The sequence below is a fragment of the Streptococcus oralis genome (assembly GCF_023109155.1).
Classification (GTDB): domain Bacteria; phylum Bacillota; class Bacilli; order Lactobacillales; family Streptococcaceae; genus Streptococcus; species Streptococcus oralis_BZ.
The window spans coordinates 456,962-480,746 of record NZ_JALDUA010000001.1 but is presented as its reverse complement, the minus strand read 5'-3'; the positions used below and the strand labels follow the sequence as shown (position 1 = coordinate 480,746).

General features: G+C 44.8%; 26 protein-coding genes. 1 reads left to right on the top strand and 25 read right to left on the bottom strand.

Features of this window, described 5'->3' with window-relative positions; genetic code table 11:
- Nucleotides 1-122: 122 nt before the first annotated feature.
- From M1F63_RS02405 to M1F63_RS02285, 25 genes are all read right to left on the bottom strand, one after another.
- Complete coding sequence (locus tag M1F63_RS02405; protein WP_247940629.1) at nt 123-1,397, bottom strand: hydroxymethylglutaryl-CoA reductase, degradative; 1,275 nt, start codon at nt 1,395-1,397, stop codon at nt 123-125.
- Nucleotides 1,397-2,569 (bottom strand): hydroxymethylglutaryl-CoA synthase, encoded by a 1,173-nt coding sequence (locus tag M1F63_RS02400; RefSeq protein ID WP_247940770.1) that lies wholly within the window; start codon nt 2,567-2,569, stop codon nt 1,397-1,399. The genes M1F63_RS02405 and M1F63_RS02400 overlap by 1 nt, the downstream gene beginning before the upstream one ends.
- Nucleotides 2,570-2,687: 118 nt before the next feature.
- The gene (locus M1F63_RS02395) at nt 2,688-3,143 is read right to left on the bottom strand and encodes a threonine/serine exporter family protein (protein ID WP_044021233.1); all 456 of its coding nucleotides are present in this window, start codon (nt 3,141-3,143) and stop codon (nt 2,688-2,690) included.
- A 1-nt stretch (nt 3,144) separates the two neighbouring features.
- Entirely contained in the window at nt 3,145-3,903 is a 759-nt protein-coding gene (locus tag M1F63_RS02390) for a threonine/serine exporter family protein (RefSeq protein WP_000344542.1), read from the bottom strand.
- An 86-nt stretch (nt 3,904-3,989) separates the two neighbouring features.
- Nucleotides 3,990-5,891: a Stk1 family PASTA domain-containing Ser/Thr kinase gene (gene pknB / locus M1F63_RS02385; RefSeq protein ID WP_247940628.1), complete on the bottom strand. Its 1,902-nt coding sequence runs from the start codon at nt 5,889-5,891 to the stop codon at nt 3,990-3,992.
- Nucleotides 5,888-6,628 carry a Stp1/IreP family PP2C-type Ser/Thr phosphatase gene (locus M1F63_RS02380; protein WP_000401532.1) on the bottom strand — a complete coding sequence of 247 codons (741 nt, stop codon included), beginning with the start codon at nt 6,626-6,628 and terminating at the stop codon, nt 5,888-5,890. Before M1F63_RS02380 ends, pknB begins: the two co-directional genes overlap by 4 nt.
- A gap of 15 nt (nt 6,629-6,643) precedes the next feature.
- A complete protein-coding gene (gene rsmB / locus M1F63_RS02375; RefSeq protein WP_247940627.1) occupies nt 6,644-7,957 on the bottom strand; it encodes a 16S rRNA (cytosine(967)-C(5))-methyltransferase RsmB in 1,314 nt (437 codons plus the stop codon).
- Complete coding sequence (gene fmt / locus M1F63_RS02370; protein ID WP_247940626.1) at nt 7,950-8,885, bottom strand: methionyl-tRNA formyltransferase; 936 nt, start codon at nt 8,883-8,885, stop codon at nt 7,950-7,952. Before fmt ends, rsmB begins: the two co-directional genes overlap by 8 nt.
- A 12-nt stretch (nt 8,886-8,897) precedes the next feature.
- Nucleotides 8,898-11,294, bottom strand: coding sequence for a primosomal protein N' (locus M1F63_RS02365; protein ID WP_247940625.1), 2,397 nt, complete (start codon nt 11,292-11,294; stop codon nt 8,898-8,900).
- 65 nt (nt 11,295-11,359) lie between these two features.
- The gene (gene rpoZ, locus M1F63_RS02360) at nt 11,360-11,674 is read right to left on the bottom strand and encodes a DNA-directed RNA polymerase subunit omega (protein WP_002875802.1); all 315 of its coding nucleotides are present in this window, start codon (nt 11,672-11,674) and stop codon (nt 11,360-11,362) included.
- Nucleotides 11,675-11,698: 24 nt separating this feature from the next.
- Nucleotides 11,699-12,325 (bottom strand): guanylate kinase, encoded by a 627-nt coding sequence (gene gmk / locus M1F63_RS02355; protein WP_247940624.1) that lies wholly within the window; start codon nt 12,323-12,325, stop codon nt 11,699-11,701.
- Nucleotides 12,326-12,459: 134 nt separating this feature from the next.
- Nucleotides 12,460-14,073, bottom strand: a complete 1,614-nt coding sequence (locus tag M1F63_RS02350; protein WP_000404959.1) for a ribonuclease Y — start codon at nt 14,071-14,073, stop codon at nt 12,460-12,462.
- 203 nt (nt 14,074-14,276) lie between these two features.
- Nucleotides 14,277-14,531 (bottom strand): Txe/YoeB family addiction module toxin, encoded by a 255-nt coding sequence (locus M1F63_RS02345; RefSeq protein WP_000924723.1) that lies wholly within the window; start codon nt 14,529-14,531, stop codon nt 14,277-14,279.
- 3 nt (nt 14,532-14,534) lie between these two features.
- The gene (locus tag M1F63_RS02340) at nt 14,535-14,789 is read right to left on the bottom strand and encodes a type II toxin-antitoxin system Phd/YefM family antitoxin (protein WP_000388572.1); all 255 of its coding nucleotides are present in this window, start codon (nt 14,787-14,789) and stop codon (nt 14,535-14,537) included.
- Nucleotides 14,790-14,921: 132 nt separating this feature from the next.
- Nucleotides 14,922-16,019 carry a nucleotidyltransferase gene (locus tag M1F63_RS02335; RefSeq protein WP_247940623.1) on the bottom strand — a complete coding sequence of 366 codons (1,098 nt, stop codon included), beginning with the start codon at nt 16,017-16,019 and terminating at the stop codon, nt 14,922-14,924.
- A 9-nt stretch (nt 16,020-16,028) separates the two neighbouring features.
- Nucleotides 16,029-16,769, bottom strand: a complete 741-nt coding sequence (locus M1F63_RS02330) for a class I SAM-dependent DNA methyltransferase (protein ID WP_282184263.1) — start codon at nt 16,767-16,769, stop codon at nt 16,029-16,031.
- Nucleotides 16,770-16,903: 134 nt separating this feature from the next.
- A complete protein-coding gene (locus tag M1F63_RS02325) occupies nt 16,904-17,086 on the bottom strand; it encodes a hypothetical protein (protein WP_247940622.1) in 183 nt (60 codons plus the stop codon).
- Between the two features lie 3 nt (nt 17,087-17,089).
- Nucleotides 17,090-17,443, bottom strand: coding sequence for a ribosome silencing factor (gene rsfS / locus M1F63_RS02320; protein ID WP_247940621.1), 354 nt, complete (start codon nt 17,441-17,443; stop codon nt 17,090-17,092).
- A complete protein-coding gene (gene yqeK, locus M1F63_RS02315; protein WP_247940620.1) occupies nt 17,444-18,037 on the bottom strand; it encodes a bis(5'-nucleosyl)-tetraphosphatase (symmetrical) YqeK in 594 nt (197 codons plus the stop codon). It lies immediately after the preceding gene.
- Nucleotides 18,037-18,666: a nicotinate-nucleotide adenylyltransferase gene (locus M1F63_RS02310; protein ID WP_247940619.1), complete on the bottom strand. Its 630-nt coding sequence runs from the start codon at nt 18,664-18,666 to the stop codon at nt 18,037-18,039. The genes yqeK and M1F63_RS02310 overlap by 1 nt, the downstream gene beginning before the upstream one ends.
- Before the next feature lie 50 nt (nt 18,667-18,716).
- Nucleotides 18,717-19,028 carry a ribosome assembly RNA-binding protein YhbY gene (yhbY, locus tag M1F63_RS02305; protein WP_000060171.1) on the bottom strand — a complete coding sequence of 104 codons (312 nt, stop codon included), beginning with the start codon at nt 19,026-19,028 and terminating at the stop codon, nt 18,717-18,719.
- A 213-nt stretch (nt 19,029-19,241) separates the two neighbouring features.
- Nucleotides 19,242-20,348 carry a ribosome biogenesis GTPase YqeH gene (gene yqeH / locus M1F63_RS02300; protein WP_042902805.1) on the bottom strand — a complete coding sequence of 369 codons (1,107 nt, stop codon included), beginning with the start codon at nt 20,346-20,348 and terminating at the stop codon, nt 19,242-19,244.
- A 2-nt stretch (nt 20,349-20,350) separates the two neighbouring features.
- Nucleotides 20,351-20,878, bottom strand: coding sequence for a YqeG family HAD IIIA-type phosphatase (locus M1F63_RS02295; protein ID WP_042902806.1), 528 nt, complete (start codon nt 20,876-20,878; stop codon nt 20,351-20,353).
- Between the two features lie 17 nt (nt 20,879-20,895).
- Nucleotides 20,896-21,804 (bottom strand): magnesium transporter CorA family protein, encoded by a 909-nt coding sequence (locus M1F63_RS02290; protein WP_000899715.1) that lies wholly within the window; start codon nt 21,802-21,804, stop codon nt 20,896-20,898.
- Between the two features lie 57 nt (nt 21,805-21,861).
- Complete coding sequence (locus M1F63_RS02285) at nt 21,862-22,422, bottom strand: mechanosensitive ion channel family protein (RefSeq protein ID WP_247940618.1); 561 nt, start codon at nt 22,420-22,422, stop codon at nt 21,862-21,864.
- Nucleotides 22,423-22,571: 149 nt separating this feature from the next.
- Between M1F63_RS02285 and sstT the strand changes: the two genes are divergently transcribed.
- Nucleotides 22,572-23,783 (top strand): serine/threonine transporter SstT, encoded by a 1,212-nt coding sequence (gene sstT / locus M1F63_RS02280; protein ID WP_247940617.1) that lies wholly within the window; start codon nt 22,572-22,574, stop codon nt 23,781-23,783.
- Nucleotides 23,784-23,785 lie beyond the last annotated feature (2 nt).

Genomic DNA, 23,785 nt, shown 5'->3' with positions numbered 1-23,785 from the left:
TCAGCTTCCATCTGCAACCTCAAAACAGTGTTTTGAGCAGTCTGCGGCTAGTTTCTTAGTTTGCTTTTTGATTTTCATTGAGTATAAACACAAGAAAACTCAGACGAATTCGTCTGAGTTTTTTATGATCTTAAGTTTTCGAGATAGCGCTGGGCTGTCTCTAAGTTAAAGGTTTTATCTGCGATGAGTCGCTCAACGAGGGGAGCAACTTCAGACTCACTAGCACCTGCTAGGAGAGCTAGGGATTTGGCCTGTAATTTCATGTGACCTTGCTGGATGCCCGTACTTACTAAGGCTTTGAGGGCCGCAAAGTTTTGGGCAAGACCGATGGACACGATAATCTGAGCTAATTCCTTGGCTGAAGGATTTCCTAGTAGTTCATGACTAAGGGCTACACGTGGGTTGAGACCGATAGAGCCACCCTTGGTCGCTACCGGCATGGGTAGGGTCATCTCACCGACCAATTCTTCTCTTTCCATGTCCAGCGTCCATTGACTAAGACCTTGATAGCGTCCATCTCTACTGGCAAAGGCATGAGCCCCAGCTTCGATGGCACGCCAGTCATTACCCGTGGCAATCAAAATGGCATCAATACCATTAAAAATCCCTTTATTATGGGTAGCCGCTCGGTAGGGATCAGCCTGCGCAAACTGGCTGGCCAAGGCTATTTTCTCCGCAATTTCTCGTCCTTGGTCCCTTTGGGGACTCAAGTAGCGAAAGGCGATACGACAGCTTGCAGTCACCAGAGAATCAGTCGCGTAGTTGGACAGGATCCCCATAAGGCTCTGTCCCTGACTGAGTTCTTCTAAGACTGGTTTCAAAGCCTCCAGCATGGTGTTGAGCATATTGGCTCCCATGGCTTCCTGGGTATCGACATGGAGATAGACAACGAGAAAGTCTGTTTCACCTTTGATCTGCTCTACATGCAAATCACGCGCTCCACCTCCACGTTTGACGATAGAAGGATAGGCTTGATTGGCAAGTTCTAAGAGTTCGGCTTTCTTGCTGGCAATCTTCTCTTGCGCTAGCTCTGGATCAGCAACTTGATTAAGGGCCACCTGACCGATCATCTGGCGCTCATGTACTTGAGCAGTAAAGCCACCTGCTCGCTTGATGATTTTGCTAGCATAGCTAGCCGCAGCAACCACAGACGGTTCTTCTGTCACATAGGGAACTGTGTAGTCCTGACCATTCACCACAAGCTCTGGAATGATCGAATAAGGTAGAGAAAAAGTTCCCACTACATTCTCACTCAGCTGGTCTGCAACTGCCAAGCTGACTTGTTCATCCTGCTCCAGACTCGTTTGCTTTTCAGGACTAAGGAGCGCCTGAGCTCGCAACAACTCAAGGCGCTCATGGTATGATTTTTTAGAAAATCCATTCCAACTTAACTTCATTATTTTTCAACCTTGCTATAACGGCGTTGGTGGTCGACAATTTCAACCAAGGCATAGTCTTGATTTTCATAGCCTGTAAATTGGGCTGAACCAGATTCATCCAACTGCACCTCTTCGAAAAAGACTTTTTCATAGTCTGCAACAGACAATGCTGTACGTTGTTTGAGTTTGCTCAAGCGCTCTTTGTCGAGATAGGCCTCATAGCCTTCGACCAATTCACCACTAAAGAACTCTGAAACCGCTCCACTTCCGTAACTGTAGAGGGCAATTTTATCTCCAGCCTTCAAAGTCTCTGCATTTTCTAAAAGAGAGAGAAGGCCGAGAAAGAGGGAACCTGTATAGATATTCCCAATCATCTGACTGTAGAGAATGGACTTGTCAAAGTTCTCTTGCAAACTATCCTGTTTTTCTTTAGACAAAGTTTTGTCCATCATCTTGCGCAAGCCTTTTAGGGCCAACTTAGGATAAGGCAAGTGGAAGCAGATAGCCGCAAAGTCGGCCATAGTCCAATCATAGCGTTTCTTGTATTCATCCCAAGTCGTTGTCAGGCAATCAAGATACTGTTGGGTCGAGTACATGCCGTTTACATAAGGAGTGCTTGAATAGTTCGGACGCCAGAAATCCATGATGTCGCGCGTTTGAGCAACGTTATCATTGTTAAAGGCCATGATGCGCGGATTTTGGGTGATCAACATCGCCACACTTCCAGCACCCTGAGTTGGTTCGCCCGGAGTTCCGACACCATACTTGGCAATATCACTGGCAATGACCAAAACCTTAGACTCTGGAGAATTTTCCACATGCAATTTAGCATAATGAAGGGCAGCTGTCGCTCCATAGCAGGCTTCTTTGATTTCAAAGCTACGGGCGAAAGGCTGAATGCCTAATAGGCCATGAACAAAGACTGCCGCTGCCTTACTCTGGTCAATCCCTGACTCAGTCGCCACGATGACCATATCGATTTCTTCTTTTTCTTTGTCTGTTAAAATAGAGTTGCTTGCACTAGCTGCCAAGGTAACAATGTCCTCAGTCAGTGGCGCAATACTAATTTCATTTAACAAGAGTCCCTTGCTAAATTTTTCGGGGTCAACTCCCCTCGCTTCTGCTAAGTCTTGTAATTTCAAGACATATTGACTGGTCGCAAAACCAATCTTATCAATACCGATTGTCATATTTACCTCTGTTTTTTCATTCATTGTAAAAAATCGTTTCATTCTATTTTATCACAAATAGGGACAAAAGAGAGAAAAAAGACTTGATTCAACAAATCAAGTCTTTGCTTTGACTGCATTAGGAAGAGATTCCTCGTTGTTTGCGGATATAGTAATAAAGCTTTAGAATTACCGTTCCACTTGCCATTCCAATAGAAATAACAAGGGCTAACATAACCACCAAAGTCGCGCTGGCAATAGCATGGCTGTAATCGCCTGTCACAAAGAAAGCTGTCGTTCGATAGGATAAATAACCTGGCACCAAGGGAGCAAGAATGGCCAAGACAAAGACCACCGCTGGTGTCTTATAGACAATACTTAAAATCTGACTGATGCAAGAGCCAATTACTGCTGCGATAAAGGTCGCGACAATAACATTGGTTGGTTCTTTGAGCACGAGATAGAGGAGCCAAACGCCCATTCCCAAAATACCACCAGGTAGGAGCATGGAGCGTTGAACATTCAGTACGATTAGAAAGGTGATAATGGCGAGTAAACTCGCCACTGCTTGGAGCAAAATACTTGTTAGAGTCATCTTATGTCATCAAAACCAGGGCGACAGAGGTGCCAGCCCCTAAAGCGAGGGTAATGAGCAAAGATTCAAACATCTTGCTCATACCAGAGTTGATATGGTTGGTCATGATATCCCGTACCGCATTTGTCAGAGCAATCCCTGGAACAAAGGGCATGACCGCTCCTGCTATAATCAGGTCTGCTGTCGAAGGAAATCCTGTGTAGCGGGCCCAGAACTGGGCGATCAATCCGAAAACAAAGGCACCCGCAAAGGCTGTTACAAAAGGAATGCGGACAAACTTCTCTACGTAGAGAGAGAAGGCAAATCCAAATAAGGTCGCAATAGCCGCACCAAAAGCGTCATAGACATTGCCCCCAAACATAATCGAGAAGAAAGGGGCACTGAGGGTCGCTGCTACGGTTACCTGGAACTTGGTATAAGGTAAGGCTTGATTGCCGATTTCCTTCAGCTTTTTAAAGGCTGTTGAGAGATCAATCTGCCCTCCAACAAGCTCCCGGGATACTTGGTTGACATCACAGACTTTTTCAATGTTATAGGAGGATGAGGTCACCCGTTTCATCCGAGAAATATTGGTATTTTCAATAGAAAAGAAAATAGCTGCGGGCATGGCAAGAACATTGCAATCCATTATTCCCTGCGAATGGGCAATACGGATCATAGTATCCTCAACCCGATGAATCTCTGAGCCACTTTTCAGGAGAATGGTTCCTGCTAGCATAATCACATCAATGACGGCATTCAACTCTCTCGATTCGTCCATTTTCTCCTCCTTTTTCTACTCCCTATATTTTATCACAAAATCTTGTGAAAAAAAATCTTTGTCATGAAATCATGACAAAGATTCGTCTAATCTCGAGAACTTTCGTGAGATCCTTCACTATTGGATGAACTGCTAGAAGGAGTGTTCCCTTGTTGATTTCCTTGTTGGTTCCCCTGGTTTGGACTTGTAGGAGAACCCTGGTTCCCACGTTGGGCAGGATTAGAGGATGAAGTTGATGGTGGTGTTTTTGGTTTGTAGATGGAAAGTTTGATACGTGTACTTGCAAGATCAACCAGTTCTCCTGCTCTTGGCGTTTGACTTACAACAGTTCCTTCTGTCGTTCCTTCAGGAGCAGTCGATACTTCAACAACCTCAATATTTGCTTCCTTCACACCGACAATCTGAGTCAAGTTATTCTTTGTAAATTCGAGGCTTGAACCAATGTAGTTCGGCATGCTGACACTAGTCACCTTCTTAGCTACTGTTAAGGTAATCGTAGTGGCTTTTGAGAGATCATAAGTCGAACCCGAAGCAGGAGTCTGTCTAAGGATGGTTCCAGGTTCACTTTCGCTGGATTCTTCCTCTTCCATCTTGATTAGATTTTCAGGAACCTTCTTCTCCTTGAGTTCGGCTACAACATCCGTATACTTACGTCCGACGTAATTGCTCAATTGGAAAGATTGCTTCCCAGAAGAAACAATCAAATTGACCTTGGTTCCTTCTTTTCGGCCGCTACCAGCTTCAGGATCGGTTCGAATAACGCGTCCTTCCGCTACTGTATCGCTAGCCTCCGATTTCTCTTCACCAGCTTCAAACTTGGATTTTTTGAGTGCTTCTTTGGCCTCTGCAACGGTTTGTCCAGCCACATCAGGAATCGGAATCGTTGCAGGTGTTCTAGATAAAATCCAGATTAAAGAGGCCGCAACCAATAGAAGACTAGCTAAAAGAATCATATAGCGAGCCTTAAACTTCCGTTTCTTGGCTGGTTTTGGCGCTGGAGCCGGTTCTGCCATTGGTTGAGTTGGTTTCTTTGGCTGAGGGCGTTCTTCCTGCGCCGGAGCTTTAGGAATCGATGTCAGTGTACTTTGTGGAACTTTAGGTAAAGTCTTAGTGTCTGCCTTACTCGCATCGTCAAAGACCAGTTTCGGCTCATTCCGACGATTATAAGACAAGCTAGTTGACAAGTCCACATACATTTCCGAAACAGACTGATAACGATCTGACAGCTTCTTAGCAGTTGCCTTAATGACAACATTTTCTAAAGCCTGAGGGACAGATGGGTTTTCAGCTATGACGGACGGAAGTGGCTTCTGGAAATGCTGGAGGGCAATCGTAACCGCACTATCCCCATCATAAGGGATATGTCCCGTAAGCATTTCATAGAAGATAATCCCCATTGCATAGATATCACTCTGGAAGGTCGCTTTAGAACCACGCGCTTGTTCAGGTGACAAATAATGAACAGAACCCAGCATCGAGTTTGTCTGAGTCAGACTGGTCTCCGCAAAGGCTACGGCAATCCCAAAGTCCGTGACTTTAGCTGTGCCGTCAGGTGTCAAGAGGATATTTTGAGGTTTCAAATCCCGGTGAACAATTCCTCGAGTATGGGCTAAGCGCATGGCCAAGAGAATTTGCCCCATGATCCGAACCGCTTCTTCGTTTGAAAGAGGATAGTGTTCTTTGATATAACGCTTGAGGTCAAGGCCTGCTACGTATTCCATAGCTAGGTACTGTTGACCATCTTCCTCACCAATATCTGTTATCCGAACGATATGAGGATGGTCCAGATCCGCCATGGCCCTCGCTTCACGCTGGAAACGTGCCACAGCAATCGGGTCCGTCTGGTAGTTGGTCCTCAGGACCTTCACTGCCACTTCTTCCCCGTCTAGGATCAAATCCTTGGCCAAGTAAACATCTGCCATGCCTCCTCGACCAATCTGCTTGACAATCCGATACCGCCCGGCAAAAATCTTGCCGATTTGGATCATTCTGCTGCCTCCTCGTTCATGTAAACAAGGGCAACCGTAATGTTGTCTAAACCTCCTGCATTGTTAGCGAAGCGAATGAGGGTTGCCGCCTTGTCTGCTAGGGAAATATCACTGGTTACGATATCATAAATCTCGCTTGCCGAAATCATATTGGTCAAACCATCACTATTGAGCAAGAGGTAATCTCCTGACTCCAGTGTAATCATCCCAAAATCTGGCTGGATTTCATCTTTTTGTCCGATAGACTGGGTGATGATATTCTTTTGAGGGTGAGTTTCTGCTTCTTCTGGAGTCAATTGACCAGCCTTGAGCAATTCGTTGACCAAGGAATGGTCACTCGTCAACTGGTGGTATTCTTCTCCACGAATCAAACCGATACGAGAATCTCCAATGTGAGCATAGATGGCTTGGTTGTCAATAAAAGCAACAGCTTCTAGCGTTGTTCCCATGCCTCTGTAGGCTTCGTCCTGACCTAGTTGATGAATTTTTTGATTTTCAATCTCCAGGTAGTGGGCAAACCACTCACGAACTTCATTGACTGAGTCGATTTGGGTATCTACCCAATCTACACCGAGGTCTGTGACCGCCATCTCACTAGCGATATTTCCTGCACGGTGTCCTCCCATCCCGTCAGCCAAGATGATCATAGTGCGTCCTGCTCGGTTGACAAAGTGATTGACATAGTCCTGATTATTTGTCCGTTTCTGACCAACATCTGTTAATAATGCTATTTCCATTGTGTCAGTTCCTTCCTATTCTGATATCTTGCGAAATTGGCTGATAAAGAATCCATCACTTCCATACAATTCTGGAGTAATCAGGATGCAGCCATCTTTCAGGATATCTTTACATTCGTGTTCTAGTTTAACCTGCTCGAACTCGGGATGACTTTCTAAAAACGTCTCAACGACTTGAAAGTTCTCCTCAGAGACAATAGTACAGGTACTATAAGTTATTATACCACCTTTTCGTAGCGTTTGACAAACACTACCTAATATTTCCAGCTGAATTTCCTGTAAGGACGTGAAATCTGCCGTTTCTTTATTGTATTTGGTGTCTGGTTTGCGACGTAAAAGTCCAATCCCAGAACAGGGAGCATCTACCAAAATCTTATCAAAAGAGTCTCGACCAAAAAACTCATGCACTTTTCTGGCATCCAATTTTTGTGTTTGCACTCGATCTGCCACACCTAAACGCTCCGCATTTTCTTGGATCAAGTCCAACTTATGATCATAAAGATCCAAAGCCGTCACCTTACCGGATGTGAGGTAAGAGGCCATATGGGCTGTTTTCCCACCCGGAGCGGCACAGGCATCCAGGACCTGTTCATCACCTTGTAGATCAAGAGTCGGAGCAACCAGTTGACTGGACTCGTCTTGGATGGTTATAGCCCCTTCTACGAACAAATCATGACCTGCAAAGTGGCCTTGCTCCTTGACCAGACCAGTGGCTGCCAAAGGGGAATCGGTCGCCTCTAACACGGCTTTGATTTCCTCTTTTCGGCTCAAATCGGCTACACGAATGCTGGCTTTGCTGCGCACCAAGAGACTTTTAAAGATGGCTTGTGCTCGCTCTTCACCGTATTCTTCCTTGAGCTTAGACACTAGCCAAACTGGGAGAGAATAGGCAATGGAATCACGCTTATTTTTTCGTTTGATGCTGTCAATATCTGGCCAGCCTTCTCGCAAGATACGACGAAGGACGGCGTTGACTAATTTTTCACTGCCTTTTTTACGCGCTTTGGCTAGTTCTACCGCTTCATTGACTACAGCGTGATTAGGAATCTTATCCAGATACCGAAGTTGGTAAGCGCTCAGGAGGAGCAGGATATAGAGCCAGTTATCAAGCTTATCTCTGTCTTCGATAAAGTGGGACAGGTACCATTCTAGAGTCAGTTTTCGGGCTACCGTACCGTAGACAATCTCTGTCACCAAACCCTTATCTGCTACTGAGAGTTGACTCCCCTTGAGGTGTTTGTTTAAAGCAATATTCGAATATGCTTGGTTGACTAGAACATCCTCTAGCACTGCTAGAGCTAGACTTCTAGCCGTTTCTACTTTAGTCACCAAATCGTTCTCCTACTGTCAATGTGCGTCCAACACCGTTGAGGAAGGAAGAAATATCCATCTTAGGCTTACCAGCTGGCTGCACTTGCTTGAGAGATAGAGCACCTTCTGACGTAGCGACGATCAATTCCTTCTTGCCGATTGAGAGGATCTCACCTGGAGCTCCCTGACCTTCTACTGGCAGGGCTTCATAAATCTTAAAGCGGTCGCCTTTAAGGAAAGTGTGGGCAACAGGCCATGGATTCATGCCACGTATTTGGTTGAAGAGTTGACGATTGGTTTTAGTCCAATCGAGTTTCTCTTCTTCTGGCTTAATATTTGGCGAGAAAGTGACCCGAATAGGATCTTGAGGCACAGGTTTGATCTCCCCGGCAATATAACCAGGCAAAGTGTCCAAAAGCAAATCACGACCAACAAGCGCTAATTTTTCAAACAAGGTCCCGACATTGTCCTCATCTGTGATAGGAATGCTACGACGAGAAATCATATCTCCTGCATCCATTTCCTTAACCATCTCCATAATGGTCACACCAGCTTTCTTATCCCCTTGAATCAAGGCGTAATGAATGGGGGCGCCACCGCGGTGTTTTGGAAGAAGGGAAGCGTGAACGTTGACCGCAAAATCCATACTATCAAGGAGTTTACTTGGGAGAAACTGCCCAAACGCAGCAGTGATAATCCCATCTGCTCCTAGCTTCATAATGGCTTCCATCTCTGGGCTTCCAGATAATTTTTCAGGTTGGTAGATGGGAAGGCCTGCTTCTTTGGCAGCCTGCTTGACTGGGGTTTCTTGGATGACTTTTTTACGACCGACAGCGCGGTCTGGCTGGGTCACAACAGCTAGAATCTCGTAACGGTCATCTGATAACAACCCCTTCAAAACTGTCGCTGAAAATTCAGGTGTCCCCATAAAGATTAGTTTTGTCATTTCTTCTCCTTCTTATAAAAATTGCTGCGGCTCATGGTCAATACTGAGACGAAGCTCGCTATTTTCCCGTTCTTGAGTCAAGGCCAAAACTCGATTGAGAGTTGGGCCCAGCTCATCTTCTAAGCGGTATTTAATCAAAATCTGGTAATGATAAAGGTTGTGGGTACGGGCGATGGGTTTTGGCGTTGGCCCAAGGATTTTACTAGTTTCCGATAAACCTGAGCGCAAAATTCCCATGACTTCATAGGCACGTTTGACAACCTCTTCTTCTTTCTTGTGAGAGAGGGTAATCCCAATGGTGAAATAATAAGGCGGATAGCCGAGTTGGCGCCTGATACTCATTTCATAGGCATAAAAACCTTCATAATCCTGTTCCTTGGCAAAACGAATGGCATAGTGTTCCGGATTGTAAGACTGAATCAAGACCTGCCCAGCTTTTTCAGCCCGACCTGCACGGCCTGCCACCTGAGTTAAGAGCTGGAAGGTCCTCTCAGAAGAACGGAAATCCGGCAGATTCAAGGCCGTATCCGCATTGAGCACTCCGACTAGGGTCACATTTGGAAAATCCAAGCCCTTGGCAATCATCTGAGTTCCCAACAAGATATCTGCTTCCCCTCGGCCAAACTGCTCAAGAAGAGCTTGGTGACTACCTTTCTTGCGAGTCGTATCCACATCCATCCGCAGAATGCGAGCCTGAGGAAAGAGCTCTGCTAGCTCATCATAGGCTTTCTGAGTCCCCGTCCCGTAGTAGCGAATGCTGCGACTCTGACAGTTGGGACAGACATGAGGAATTCCCTTGGAAAAGCCACAGTAATGGCAGTTCATGGTCTTGGTATCCATGTGGAGAGTCAGAGAAATGTCACAGTTGGGGCAGCTATCTACCGTCCCACACTCTCGACACATAACAAAGCTAGAATAACCCCGACGGTTGAGCATAAGGACTACCTGCTCTTTTTTAGCCAAACGGTCTTGAATGGCTTCCAGCAAAGGAGGCGTAAAGTTTGACGTCTCATTCTGCCCGATATAGTCCCGAAAGTCAATCACTTGAACCTCAGGAATAGTGGCCAAAGGATTGGCCCGTTGGGTCAGGCGTAAGTGTTGATAGACACCTTTGCCAGCCCGCGCACGGCTTTCTAAGCTCGGTGTTGCCGAACCAAGGACTAGGGCTGCTTGATTGTACTGGGCCCGTAAAATGGCGACCTCTCTGGCATGATAACGGGGATTGCTGTCTTGTTTGTAGCTGGCTTCATGCTCTTCGTCGATAATCATGACACCTAGATTTTTCAGTGGAGCAAAGATAGCTGATCGAGCGCCAACAACAACTTGGGCATCGCCGCGCTCAACCTTGCGCCATTCGTCGTACTTTTCACCATTGGAAAGGCCTGAGTGAAGAATAGCTACTTTCTCGCCGAAACGAGCAATGAACCGCTCCGTCATTTGTGGCGTCAGAGAAATCTCAGGTACCAGTAAAATAGCCGTCTTACCCTTATCCAAGGCTCCTTGGATAATCTGCAAGTATACCTCCGTTTTCCCACTTCCTGTAATCCCTTGAAGGAGGAAAGGAGGCTGTTGACTGCCAATAGCACTGACAACGGCATCGCGAGCCTGACTTTGCTCTAGATTCAGCTCCAAAGGTCTACTGGCTTCAATACCTTCGAAATAAGCAGCTGAACGTTGCACTTCCTTTTGGACTAGGGTTAGAGCTCCTTGCTCCACAAAGAAGTTGACTTGCTCGCGTGAGTAGGACTCTAACAAACTAGCCAGAGGAGCACTCTCAGGATGAGACTGTAAATAGTCTCTCAGCTCTGCTTTTTTCTTAGCACGCGCAGAAATCTCAATCTTCTCTAGCTGAGTAGCATCAACCTCATACCAAGACTGGGTCTTGACCTTCTTTTGATCGACTGCCTGGTATTCTAAGCGGAGCAGCCCTTTCCTGGTCAAGCGCATCATTTCTGCCTGTTTAGCAAGGTCTAGAGAAGAAAAGGCTAGCGAATCTTCTGAACCAAACAGACGCTCTCGGTCTGCCTGACTGAGACCTTCTAAAGGATAAAGAATCTTATCATAACTGGAGTTTAAAAATCCCGGCAACATGGCTTTTAGAATGGAGATTTTATAAGAAAAGACGGACTTGCGTAACTCCTCAGCTAGCCAGAGTTGCTCTTGCGTGAGGACAGGAGAAAAGTCCAGCACCTCCGCAATCTCTTTCAAGTCCTGATCAGCCACCTCTTCATCCAACTGGGACTCCATACCTAGCACAATTCCTTGTATCAAACGATTGCCCTTACCGAAGGGGACATGGACCCGCATACCGACTTCCAGCATCTCTACAAATTCTTCAGGGACCTTATAACTATAAGGCTGGTCTGTCTGCATCAGGGGAACATCCACGATAATCTTTGCGATAGCCATTCTCTCACCTCCTCCTTGTCAGTAAATTCTTGCAATAGAAAAAATAAGATTGAGTCCCCCCAACCTTAAATTTTTTCACCATCTTCTTTTTCTTTAGCGATTTGCTCTTTGATTTTCTTTTCTTCTTCTTCTCTGCGGCGTTTTTCTTCTTCGATACGGAGACGAACCGCTTCACGTTTTCCTTCTGGATCTGGGTGAATGGTTACATTTCCTGACTCGATTTCTTCCAAAGCGCGAAGAGTTGATTTTTCAGACTTAAACTCTTGAGTTGCTGGCGCACCTGCTTCTAGTTCGTGGGCGCGTTTTGCTTCCAAGATTACGAGTGAATATTTTGATGGTACCTTGTCTAGCAAGGTATCAATAGAGGGTTTTAACATCATTTGCTTGTACCTGTTTCCTATAGTTTATCGAGTAGTTAGAGATTTTGGCAACATCTCCTGGTAGTGACCAATGACACGGTCCACACGGAAGTGTTCTGCTTCGATCACACGTTTGACACGTTCAGCAGCGAGGGGCACCTGATCGTTGACAATGGCATAATCATACTCACGCATGAGGGCAATTTCTTCCTTGGCTTTTTCGATTCGTTGGGCAATCACTTCAGCGCTATCTGTTCCACGACCTACCAAACGATCTTGCAATTCATCCAAATCTGGTGGTGTTAAGAAGATAAAGACAGCGTCTGGAACCTTTTTCTTAACCTGAAGAGCTCCTTGCACTTCAATCTCAAGAAAGACATCGATTCCCTTGTCCAGAGTTTCGTTGACATAGGTCAGCGGAGTTCCATAGTAGTTACCGACATATTCTGCATATTCCAACATCTGACCTTGACGGATCAGCTCTTCAAACTCTTCACGAGTTCGGAAGAAATAGTCCACTCCGTCCACTTCACCAGGACGTTGCACACGCGTCGTCATCGATACAGAGTATTGAAATTGATTCTCAGAACTCTCAAAAATCTCTCTTCTAACCGTTCCTTTCCCAACTCCTGAAGGGCCAGAAAAAACGATTAGCAAGCCTCGGTCTGCCATTATGTCTCCTTTAGTTAGTCTGTGAAATAAAGTAAAATTTCTCTCGGATACTGATGATCGCGTCAGTTATCCTTCTACAGTCTTTCTATCTAGTGTAACAAAAAAGCAGTAATATTTCAACTGCTCTTTCTTATTTATTTAGCATAATCTACTGCACGAAGTTCGCGGATCACGGTTACCTTGATATTTCCTGGGTAATCGAGATTATTTTCAATTTTCTCACGAACTTTGTGAGCCAAGATTGTGACTTTGTCGTCCTTGATTTGTCCTGGATTAACCATGATACGGATTTCACGTCCTGCTTGAAGGGCAAAACTATTTTGCACTCCTTCAAAGCCATTGGCGATTTCTTCCAAATCATGGAGACGCTTGATGTAGCTTTCAAGAGACTCGCTACGAGCACCTGGACGCGCTGCACTCAAGGCATCTGCTGCAGCAACGATCACTGCAATGACGCTTTCGGCTTCGACATCACCGTGGTGGCTAGCAATGGTATTCACCACAACTGGGTGTTCCTTGTACTTGCGTGCCAACTCTGTACCAATCTCAACGTGGCTACCTTCAACCTCGCGGTCGATAGCTTTCCCGATGTCGTGAAGGAATCCAGCACGACGGGCAAGAGCTGCATTTTCACCAAGTTCACTGGCGATGATACCAGATAACTTAGCAACTTCAATCGAATGACGCAAGACATTTTGTCCATATGAAGTACGGAACTGCAAGCGTCCCATGATCTTCATCAAGTCTGGATGGAGGTTTGGCGCACCAATCTCATAGGCAGCAGCCTCACCATATTCACGGATCTTATTGTCAATCTCTTGACGGTTTTTCTCCACCAACTCCTCGATACGAGCTGGGTGGATACGGCCATCCTTGAGCAACATTTCCATGGTCATACGAGCAATTTCACGACGAATCGGATCAAATCCTGACAAGGTTACCACTTCTGGTGTATCGTCGATAATCACATCAACCCCTGTCAAACTTTCAAAGGTACGAATATTGCGACCTTCACGACCGATAATGCGTCCCTTCATGGTATCGTCTGGTAGATGAACTGTAGAGTTTGTTGACTCTGCTACATAGTCACCAGCGATACGCTGCATAGCCTGAACCAAGATATCTTTCGCAATCTTGTCTGAACGTTCCTTGACTTCTTGCTCAGCCTCACGAATGCGGCTAGCAATTTCCTTGGTCAAGTTTTCCTCTGTCTGAGCCAAGATAATATCTCGAGCCTCAGTTTGGGAAAGGGAACCGATACGTTCAAGTTCAGCTTCTTTTTGTCTTTCGACTTCCTCTAATTGCTCTTCACGTGCATCAAGGTTTTTTGCTCTATCAGAAATACTTTGTTCTTTTTGTTCAAGTGTTTTTTCTTTGTTCGTCAAATTGTCGTCCTTACGGTCAAGGCTCGTAGCTCTCTCCGTCAAACGACTTTCAATTTGCTTGAGCTCCTGACGTTCTGACTTAAATTCAGCGTCCACTTCTTCACGGTATTTTCTGGCTTCCTCTTTGGCCTCCAATAGTGCTTCTTTTTTAAGAGACTTGCTTTCGCTCTTGGCTTCATTTAACAATAAATCCGCTTCGCGCTCAGCTTGTCCTCGTAAATTAGTTGCTTCTTGTTCAGCATTTAGAAGCATCAACTCTGCAGCCTCTTGAGATGATTTCATCTTAGCTGAGATGCTGACATATCCAATGACTAAACCAATGATGACGGCAAAAACAGCAATCGCAAGTGTCATGATTTCCATGTTTTTACCTCATTAAATTTGTTTATCGAATGACATACATTCCTTAATATTCTATCATAAAAAACCGATTTTCACAAACCCAAATTGAAGAGTTTTGTGTGAATTTTAGAAGAAAGTTCTGAAATCACAAAACAAACTTTCTAACTCTTAAAAATGACATTTTCATTAAAACATATAATAAAAAAGCCTACCTTTCAGTAGACTTAGTAATGATCTTTGAAGGACAAGAAAGCCACGCTATCTCCATCTATCATATAAATCAAGCGATTTTCTGCATCAATGCGCCGTGACCAAGCTCCTTGATAATCATACTTGAGCGGTTCTGGTTTCCCCATTCCTACAAAAGGATCGCGTTGAATATCCTTGATTAATTTATTGATTCTCTTTAATGTTTTCTTATCTTGGTTTTGCCAATAGCAATAATCCGCCCAGGCATCTTCTGTAAACTTGAGCAGCATTTCTCACTCCTCAATCACATGCACCTGAGTGCTTCCAGCACGAACTTGAGCCATTCCTCGCAAGACCTTGTCAGAAAGTTCCTTATTTTGAGCGATTCTCAGGGTTTCCTGAATACTATCCCACTCGCTCTTTGAAAGGACTACAATATCCTCATCTGGATTTTTATTGACCACCGTTAAAGGCTCAAATTCATCGTTTACCTTCTTCATGTAGTCTTTTAAATGATTTCGGAATGTTGAGTAAAGAACTGCTTCCATAACCATACCTCGTTTTACCTCTTTTCCACCATTATACACGAAAAAAAAGAAATTGTCAGGAACTTGTACAAGATTTTTCTTTTCTATCTATTTATTCGAAAATCTTCTAAAAAAGTCCACCTTTCAGTAGACTTAGTTTGATTCGATTTTGATAGGCACTCTGCCGAAATTCTGCTCTGCAATACTTGGCTGTCCTAGTTGATAGATCTGGTCTGCCTTTTGGGTCATGGTATCCCAAGGTTCTTTGCCAATCCGGCTGATTAGATCGACCTGCTCTTTCAGAGATTTGAGATGTTGTCTGCCTTTTTCGGTAAAGCCAAGGACATGGATACCTTCTGGCAAGTCACTTTCTCTGGCCTGCACCAAAATATAAGTCAATAGGCGTCTGACACGCGCCTTGGTATAACGCTTGGTCGCAACCGCCTCGACCAATTCCTCCACAGACTGGGCTGTTTTGATAGCTTCCTTGATGCGCACAGCCATTTCTTGATTGACCTGATAGATCGTTGTTAAATCTGGATTTGACAAAATTTGATAGCGGAGCAAGGGAAAATAGTCGTCCCAACTCACCTTACTGGCCTGCTCAAAGAGGGCAACGGAAGGCATAAAGCGTTCTAAGAAATCTTGGTCTGATTGATGCTGACGGAGGGCTGTTGCCGAGGCAAAGTCCACATCCTTATCCACAGAATGATAACCAGCCCCCTGACGCTGAATCGGGTGGAGTTTGATTCTACGTCCCGCAACCGCCTTGGCATAGGCCAAAGCTAGAACATGATTGGGGGTATGGCCTGAAAAATCAAGACCTGCAAATTCCTTCCACATGGCTTGGTTTTTCTGGGGATAGGAGAGGGAATCAGACAGATTTTCCACAAATTTCTCCATTTCAGCACCTTGTTCTGTGTATAAGTCAGAAATTTTTTGATAATCCAGAACTTCCTCTGTCCCAAAAGCTAGGCTATCAATGCCCAACCGATCCAAGATATCTACTGCTCCTTGTCCAAAGAAATCCGCTGCCTGAACACTGACTAAAAAGGGTAATTCCACTACCAGATCCGCTCCATTTTCAAGCGCCATCTGGGCCCGTGTCCACTTGTCCACGATAGCAGGCTCTCCACGCTGCATGAAATTCCCAGACATGGCAACGATTTTCATCCCCTCCGCCTGCTCAAGCAAGTATTTGTGCCCATTATGGAAAGGATTGAACTCCGCGATAATACCTGTGATGGTCATGATGTTCTCCTACTTCTGCGCGACAAAAAACCAACGGGTGCTAGTTTCTGTTGGTTCCTTGTCCTCAAAGTCCGCATAGAGTTTGAAAGACTTGAAACCAGCTTGTTCCAGCAAAATATCATAGGTCAAAACTTCATAGGTCCGCTCCTCATGCACTTCATCGTGGCGACTAAAGGACCCATCAGTCTCCTTGATAAAGAAAGTCAACTCATGCACGATGGAGTGAGGAGCTTCGTCCTCATAGGTGTCCCAAAGCATGGCAAAATCTTCCGCATTTTCATGATAAGAATAGCCTGGAAAAACTTCATCTGTCTGATAGGTCGAATGCACATCAAAGATAAAAACGCCGTCTTCGTTAAGGACATTATACACTTCCTTAAAGACGTCTCCTACCTCCACCTCATCCTGCATGTAGCAGATAGAGTCCGAGTAACAAGTCACAAAATCATATTTACCAGCCTTGGATAAATCCAGCATATTGCCTTCAATAAAATTAATTTTTTGCTTGGCTGAAGCAGCTCTCTTCTCCGCAATCTTCAACATATCCGCGCTCAAGTCAAGTCCTGTCACATCAAAACCAGCTTGAGAAAAGCGGACAGACTGGATACCTGTTCCACAAGCCAATTCCAAGAGTTTCTTTCTCTCCTTGGTCTTTGGCAAATGACGGAGGGAAAAATCCGTCCATTTATCGTATAAACTGTCATCCATGACCGCATCATAAACAGCCGCAAAGGTTTCATAAGTTGCCATAATCATGATACCAAGTCCGCCCGTAATCGGAATGAAAATTAGGAGCTTGACGATGGAGCTGAGCTCCAAGGAAGGCTATCTATTTTCCGACGATTACAGGACGGGTTCAAATCCTTTCTAAGATACAAAGAGCGTTAAAGGCTAAGAGAAAATAGGAAACTTTCTGCTGTATCATCAGATACAAAGGAAGTTACTCTTTTTCTCGCAGCTTTTAGCTCGTGTTCAGTTTCAAGATCAACCAAACACGTCGCCCTCACCTTTCCATCAATTTCTTTTAAAATAAGCAAAGAAACCCAGTTGCCTGCAACTGAGTTCATCTACTAGGCCAAGGCTTCTGAAATATCTACAGAATCTGCCTCATGCCATAGTTTTTCTAGGTTATAGTGAGCACGCATTTCTTCTGAAAAGACATGCACGACGACACCGCCGAGGTCCAATAAAACCCAGCCTCCAGCTGCATCGCCTTCGACATGACTGCCTTTAAAGCCTGCTTCAGCTACTTTTTCACGGATGTTGTCAGCGATAGCGTCCAACTGACGGCTATTCATCGAGCTAGTGATAACAAAGTAGTCTGTCACGCTGGTCAAATTCTGTACATCAAGTGCAAGGATATCCTCCGCACGTTTCTCATCAGCCGCTTTCACGACTAGTTCTAGTAATTCTTTTTCGTTCATTTAGTCCTCTTTCAAATAGTGCACAAAGGCGTTATAGGTTTCAAGGGTTTGGGGATAGATGGGAAATCCCTGATGAGCTAAATGCTCCACAGTGTGAGCTGTTTCATAGGCCACTGCCTTATTGAGCGACAAACTTGCAATCTCACGCGCCACATCCACTCCTGGAAAGGCACGATTGTGCTCGATGTAGTCTGCTACATAGATGACCTTGTCTAGATCGGTCATCTGACCAGCTCCGACTGTATGAATTTCAATAGCTCGCAGGATTTCTGGATCATGCAAATCCAAATCTTCCTGAATCTTGTAGATGCCAACCATGCCATGCCAGACATTATTACCCCAGTTTTTGAGGTCAGGGTCTAGCTGATGACGGTCAATCAAGTCTAGAAATTCCTGATCTGACAACTTTTTAGCATAGTCATGGAGAAGGCCTGCTAGACCCGCTTTCTCGGTATCGACTCCAAATCGCTTCGCAAGCTCTATGGCTGCACGCTCCACCCCCAAACAATGGGTTAACCGTTTTTCAGGTAGAAGCTCTGCCATTTTTTCCAACAAAGCCTCTCGGGAACAGTTGATATAGTCTTGGTATGCCATCAGTAAAGTCCCTCCTTCTCAATGTAGTCTAGCACTGGCTGAGGTAGGAGAAAGTTAGGTTTCCGACCTTGAGCAAAGAAGTCACGCACCATGCTAGACGAGATGTCCATGAGAGGCACATCCACCCAGATAACTGGATAGGAAGTCCCTGCCTTGTAGCGCGGGCGCTGAACTCCAACAAACTGAACCATTTCGACCAGCTCATCAATTCGGTACCATTTAGGCAGATAGTCCACCATATCAGCCCCGATAATGAAGTAATAATCCGTATCTGGATGTTGCTCGGTCAAAATCTTCATGGTGTCGTAGGTGTAGGAAATACCCTTACGTTCTAACTCAATGGTTTCAATGTCCAGACCTTCAATCCCCTCTATCGCCAACTCAAGCATCTTGAGACGGTGGTGTTCAGGGATGGTTTCCTTTTTATCCACATGAGGTGGTTGGTATTCGGGCATAAGCAGGACCTGGTCCAGTCCTAACTGTTGTCGTACTTGGTCCGCCACAACAAGATGGGCATTGTGAACAGGGTTAAAATTTCCCCCTAAAATCCCGACTTGTTTGCGTTTTTTCTCCTTGATTTCTGGCTCCAACTCTACCTTGGTAAAGGGAGTCAATAATTCGATTGCCATAGGCTCGTCTTCCTTTAATTCTCTGTAAAAACAGTTGTTTGGAGTAGGTTTTAGATTTCTTTGACTTTTTTAGAAATCTTGCGATTTTCTTTCTTGCTGGATTGTTTATACAAAATCAAGATGCGTCCGATTTTTTGGACTGTATCCACACCGATTTCTTCTTCCAAGATTTCAGCTACTTCGTGGATGTTTTCATCTGTGTTTTGCAAGAGCGTAACTTTAATCAATTCACGGGCGTCAAGAGCTTGACGTACGCTGGTTTTGATTTGGTCGTTGAGACCATTTTTCCCGATTTGGATGATGGGTTTGAGGGTGTGTGCCTGGCTGTTGAGGAAGGCACGTTGTTTTGATGTTAATGACATAATTTCTTTAAAAGAGTTTCTTTTAATACTTTTCTGAAGTGGTGACGGACGTCAGCAAAGTCCTTCGGACTTTCATGACTAAAATTTGAGCCTAAGGTCTCAAATTTTCCGCAGTTGGTACAAGCGCTTGTACCAACTGACACCACGGCGAAAAGTATTCGTTATGGGCTCGCAGAGCTCGCCCGAATCTAGACAACTCTTTCCTTTCTGTGTTTAAATGATTGCTTTTCGTGTGACGACGGCGACGCCTTCTGGTGCCCAGACGGCGACTTTGGCGGTGTCTGTTACGCGGATCCAGCCTAGGCCTGAGATGACCAGGTCTGTCTTGTCCTTGATGGTAAAGACATGCTGGACTAGTTTTGGAAAATCTTCTTTTTCTTTACTATTTGGTGGTGTTAGAAGGGTTCCGAGGTGCTTATCATAAAAGGCACTAGCGCCTTCTAGCTTGGTACGGTGGAGTTTGAGTTCATTGTCAAAGAAAGCTGTGAATCCTTGCTTTTCTCCTGATATGAAGTCAAAGCGTCCAAGACCACCTAAAAACAGGGTTTGTTCAGGGTTAAGTTGATAGGTTTTGGGCTTGATTTCCTTTTTAGGGCTGACATACTTGAGGTTTTTAGCCGTCAAGTAGTGGGCCATCTGGTGGCGGTGGATAATCCCTGGAGTATCGTAGATATAAGATCCGTCATCAAGCGGAATCTCAATCTTGTCCAAGGTTGTTCCTGGGAAGCGCGAAGTCGTGATGACATCTTGGTCACCCGTGATTTCTTGGATAATAGCGTTGATAAGGGTTGATTTTCCAACGTTGGTCACGCCAACCACATAGACATCGCGGCCCTTACGGTAGTGTTCAATCTTGTCAATGACTTCCTTAATAGCATGCTTATTCTGTGCTGAAGTCAGGACGACATCCACTGGACGAAGTCCTTCTTCGTGGGCACGCTCCATCAGCCACTGGCTAATCTTGCCCGGTTTAACAGACTTGGGCAGGATATCTTTCTTATTTCCAACCAAGAGGACATCATTGCCCGATACAAAGCGTGGCAAGCCAGGGATGACAGAGCCATTAAAATCAAAAATATCAATGACATTGACCACCAAGGCATCACTGTCTCCCACCTCGTGCAAGAGCTTGAGGAAGTCGTCGTCCGTCAACTGGACATCTGTGATTTCATTGTAATGACGAAGACGGAAACAGCGTTGGCAATAAACTTCGCCTGTCTCCAAACCTTTTTCAAGTGCCGACTGGGGAGTGAAACCAAGACCAGCCTTGTCTGCCGTCTGAATGGTTGCTCCACAACCAATACAGAGAATTTCTTCCATAGTTAAATTCCTTTTTTATATGTAATCGGTCCGTACTTTTCAGTGATTTTTCGCATAACACGGCGCTCGCGAGCCCGGTTGATTTGCGTTTTGATAGAGTCATGTTGGACCAAGGGTTTGACTAAGATCGAGCGAATACCTGCACGGTGGGCTGCTCGTATATCCGTCATGAGCTGGTCGCCGACCATGACCACTTCATTTTTCTCATAGTGGAATTCCTTCATGGCACGGTCAATCCCAAATGTGAAAGGCTTCAAGGCCCAATAAATGTAATCAATTCCAAACTTTTCAACTGCTCGTTGGACTCGTTTTTTAGTGTTATTTGAGACCACGATGATGCGAATACCCGCGTCCCGAAGATCATGTAGCCATTGTTTCATCTCTGGCGTCCCATCAGGGTTGTTCCAAGCAATGAGGGTATTGTCCAAATCGACCAAAACAGCCTTGATCCCCTGCGCCTGCAGGCTTGGGACTGTCAGATCATAAACTGCTTCCACAGCAAAATCTGGCATATAATTTTCAATCGCCATTCTGGCTCCTTTTCTTTTTAATTTCTAGCAATATTCTTTAAATATTGGGCTAAGACTACCCATAAAATGAGACTAGCTATCAAAATATAAATCCAAGCATTTGGTTCATCTGCAAACGGTAAGGGAACATTCATTCCGAAGAATCCTGTAATAACCGCAAGGATAGCTAGCAAGACTGAGATAATGGTCAAAGTTGTCAAATTATCATTTAGATTATTATTTAGGATGTTGTTGTAAGAAGCTGAGAGTTGTTGCAAAACTTGAGAAATCAAGTCTGTCATCGAAACCAACTGGTGCGCTTCAATCATGGCATCGTCAAACTGCTCTCTTTCTACCTCATTAAAATTGCGATAAAGAGCGTGCCCTTGGATGTGTTCCAAGAGGAGACGATTTTGTTTAGCAGCTGCTGTCAGGTAAACCATACCAGTTTCCAAGTCAGAGAGGGCAAAAAGATTTTTTTTAGTTGTTTTTTGACGAAGAAGTGCACTGATTTCATCCTTACTTTTATCCATTTCTTCAATAACTGGATAATAAGCATTGCTAATAATCTCTAAACTGGCAAAAAGAAATTTGTAGATTGAAACAACTTCATGGCTTTCAAGGTAGGTTGCCATACGTTTAATCACATAACTATTCTTGTGATTGCTAATTGTGATCAGCCGTTGTTTTTCAACGATAAAGGTCATCGGAATCGCTTCATAATATTCTTTGTCTTTTTCTAAGTCAAGAACATTATAAATGAAGGTTACCGTTCCCGTTTCACGGTGATAGTCCATGTGAGCACGCTCATTTCTATCCAGAGCATACTCAATGGTTTCCTTGTCCAATCCATAGACATCCGAAAGGTCTTCCATGTTTTTAATCTTGTCTACATCAAGGTCTATCCATGTACAATCGTGACCTAATTTTTTCTCTACAAATAGCATACTCTCTCCTTTACCAAACTCCTTCTATTGTACCATAAATCTACTAAAATAGCCGGCCTATTCAGTACGAGATAGATTGCTGACGACGGTGATATTACGATTGGGAACAAAGTGAAGGGCTTGATCGTCACCTCGCAGTTGCGTTGTACGGATCCCTACGCTAACAACCTTTCCAGAAACGGTAATCGGTCCATTTGTGAGAACGACTTCATCACCCACATCAAGCTGGCGTTCAAAAAGAATGAAGAAACCATTGATGACATCGGATAGAAAGCCTTGCGCCCCCATACCAATAGCCACCCCAGCAATCCCCGCACCGGCAAGGAGGCTCGAAACTGGCAGTCCTAAAATAGACAGGATGCAATAGACCAAGAAGAAATAAAGAATGTAGTTAAAGACATTCTCCAGCAAACGAGAAATGGTCTTTTGTCTGCCTGCATCCCGATTTGAAAATTTAAGTGAGGGCTTAACAATCTTTCGTACAGTCGCATGAAGCATCTTTTTAGCTATATAAAATAGTAAAAACAAAATCAAAAGAGAAATCACCTTGGTTAAGAGATTCTCTAACATGGTTGTTAAGTCAAGTTTATCAAAATAGCGTTGAAAAAAATCTTGCATATAAAACTCCTTTTTCCTATTATACCATAAAATCGCCCTTCTCTTTTCTTTCATAATTATTCAATTATCGGCCCTTTTTTCAAAACATCACTTGCCTCTATAGCATATTTATACTATAATTATAAACAATACATTTGAAGGAGACTGCTATGAAACGAATCATTAGAGCCTGGACCAAGGCAAGCCTCATCAAACGAATCCTTATTGGAATGATTTTTGGAGCGACATTAGGGATGCTCTTTCCAAACCTTACAGGAATCGGTCTGCTTGGAGATCTCTTTGTAGGCGGACTGAAAGCCATCGCTCCTATTTTGGTTTTTGCCCTTGTTGCCAATGCCCTTTCCCAACACCAAAAGGGGCAAAACACCAATATGAAGACGGTTATTTTCCTATACTTGCTTGGAACCTTTGCTGCTGCATTGGTAGCCGTTCTAGCTAGTTTCTTACTGCCTGTGCAAATCACCCTGACCAGTGCAAATACAGAAGTTGCTGCTCCTGACGGTATCGGTCAAGTCCTCAGCAACCTCTTGCTCAAACTGGTGGATAATCCTTTGAATGCCATTGTTGAAGCCAACTATATCGGGATTCTCTCTTGGGCAGTCGTCTTTGGTCTGGCTATGAGAGAGGCAAGTAAACACAGTAAAGAATTGCTGAAAACCATGGCGGATGTCACCTCTAAAATCGTGGAATGGATTATCAATCTAGCTCCCTTTGGGATTTTAGGCTTGGTGTTTAAGACCATCTCTGACAAGGGCATTGCCAGTTTGGCTAACTACGGTGTCCTCCTAGGACTTTTGATTGCTACCATGGCCTTTGTTGCTCTCATCGTCAACCCACTCATCGCCTTTCTCTTTATGAGGAAAAATCCCTATCCCCTTGTTTTGAAATGCCTACGTGTCAGTGGTATTACAGCCTTCTTCACTCGTAGCTCTGCTGCAAATATCCCTGTCAATATGAAACTCTGTCAAGACTTGGGGCTGAATCCTGACACCTACTCTGTCTCCATCCCGCTTGGTTCGACCATCAATATGGCTGGCGCTGCTGTTACCATAAATGTCCTGACCCTGGCTGCCGTCAACACACTCGGAATCTCGGTAGACTTTGGGACAGCATTTGTGCTCAGTGTCGTGGCTGCCATTTCTGCCTGCGGTGCCTCTGGAATCGCTGGGGGATCCCTTCTCCTCATTCCTGTGGCTTGTAGCCTCTTTGGGATTTCCAACGACTTGGCTATGCAGGTTGTCGGAGTCAGTTTTGTGATTGGGGTCGTGCAAGACTCCTGCGAAACAGCCCTGAACTCTTCAACAGATGTCCTCTTTACAGCGGTTGCCGAGTATGCTACAAACCGAAAACTTCGCCCCTAGTC

Coding starts and splice junctions, on each gene's coding strand:
- M1F63_RS02405 (WP_247940629.1), bottom strand. CDS start 1,397: ATGAAGTTAAGTTGGAATGGATTTTCTAAAAAATCATACCATGAGCGC.
- M1F63_RS02400 (WP_247940770.1), bottom strand. CDS start 2,569: ATGACAATCGGTATTGATAAGATTGGTTTTGCGACCAGTCAATATGTC.
- M1F63_RS02395 (WP_044021233.1), bottom strand. CDS start 3,143: ATGACTCTAACAAGTATTTTGCTCCAAGCAGTGGCGAGTTTACTCGCC.
- M1F63_RS02390 (WP_000344542.1), bottom strand. CDS start 3,903: ATGGACGAATCGAGAGAGTTGAATGCCGTCATTGATGTGATTATGCTA.
- pknB (WP_247940628.1), bottom strand. CDS start 5,891: ATGATCCAAATCGGCAAGATTTTTGCCGGGCGGTATCGGATTGTCAAG.
- M1F63_RS02380 (WP_000401532.1), bottom strand. CDS start 6,628: ATGGAAATAGCATTATTAACAGATGTTGGTCAGAAACGGACAAATAAT.
- fmt (WP_247940626.1), bottom strand. CDS start 8,885: ATGACAAAACTAATCTTTATGGGGACACCTGAATTTTCAGCGACAGTT.
- M1F63_RS02365 (WP_247940625.1), bottom strand. CDS start 11,294: ATGGCTATCGCAAAGATTATCGTGGATGTTCCCCTGATGCAGACAGAC.
- rpoZ (WP_002875802.1), bottom strand. CDS start 11,674: ATGATGTTAAAACCCTCTATTGATACCTTGCTAGACAAGGTACCATCA.
- gmk (WP_247940624.1), bottom strand. CDS start 12,325: ATGGCAGACCGAGGCTTGCTAATCGTTTTTTCTGGCCCTTCAGGAGTT.
- M1F63_RS02350 (WP_000404959.1), bottom strand. CDS start 14,073: ATGGAAATCATGACACTTGCGATTGCTGTTTTTGCCGTCATCATTGGT.
- M1F63_RS02345 (WP_000924723.1), bottom strand. CDS start 14,531: ATGCTGCTCAAGTTTACAGAAGATGCCTGGGCGGATTATTGCTATTGG.
- M1F63_RS02340 (WP_000388572.1), bottom strand. CDS start 14,789: ATGGAAGCAGTTCTTTACTCAACATTCCGAAATCATTTAAAAGACTAC.
- M1F63_RS02335 (WP_247940623.1), bottom strand. CDS start 16,019: ATGACCATCACAGGTATTATCGCGGAGTTCAATCCTTTCCATAATGGG.
- M1F63_RS02330 (WP_282184263.1), bottom strand. CDS start 16,769: ATGGCAACTTATGAAACCTTTGCGGCTGTTTATGATGCGGTCATGGAT.
- M1F63_RS02325 (WP_247940622.1), bottom strand. CDS start 17,086: ATGAACTCAGTTGCAGGCAACTGGGTTTCTTTGCTTATTTTAAAAGAA.
- rsfS (WP_247940621.1), bottom strand. CDS start 17,443: ATGAACGAAAAAGAATTACTAGAACTAGTCGTGAAAGCGGCTGATGAG.
- yqeK (WP_247940620.1), bottom strand. CDS start 18,037: ATGGCATACCAAGACTATATCAACTGTTCCCGAGAGGCTTTGTTGGAA.
- M1F63_RS02310 (WP_247940619.1), bottom strand. CDS start 18,666: ATGGCAATCGAATTATTGACTCCCTTTACCAAGGTAGAGTTGGAGCCA.
- yhbY (WP_000060171.1), bottom strand. CDS start 19,028: ATGTCATTAACATCAAAACAACGTGCCTTCCTCAACAGCCAGGCACAC.
- yqeH (WP_042902805.1), bottom strand. CDS start 20,348: ATGGAAGAAATTCTCTGTATTGGTTGTGGAGCAACCATTCAGACGGCA.
- M1F63_RS02295 (WP_042902806.1), bottom strand. CDS start 20,878: ATGGCGATTGAAAATTATATGCCAGATTTTGCTGTGGAAGCAGTTTAT.
- M1F63_RS02290 (WP_000899715.1), bottom strand. CDS start 21,804: ATGCTATTTGTAGAGAAAAAATTAGGTCACGATTGTACATGGATAGAC.
- M1F63_RS02285 (WP_247940618.1), bottom strand. CDS start 22,422: ATGCAAGATTTTTTTCAACGCTATTTTGATAAACTTGACTTAACAACC.
- sstT (WP_247940617.1), top strand. CDS start 22,572: ATGAAACGAATCATTAGAGCCTGGACCAAGGCAAGCCTCATCAAACGA.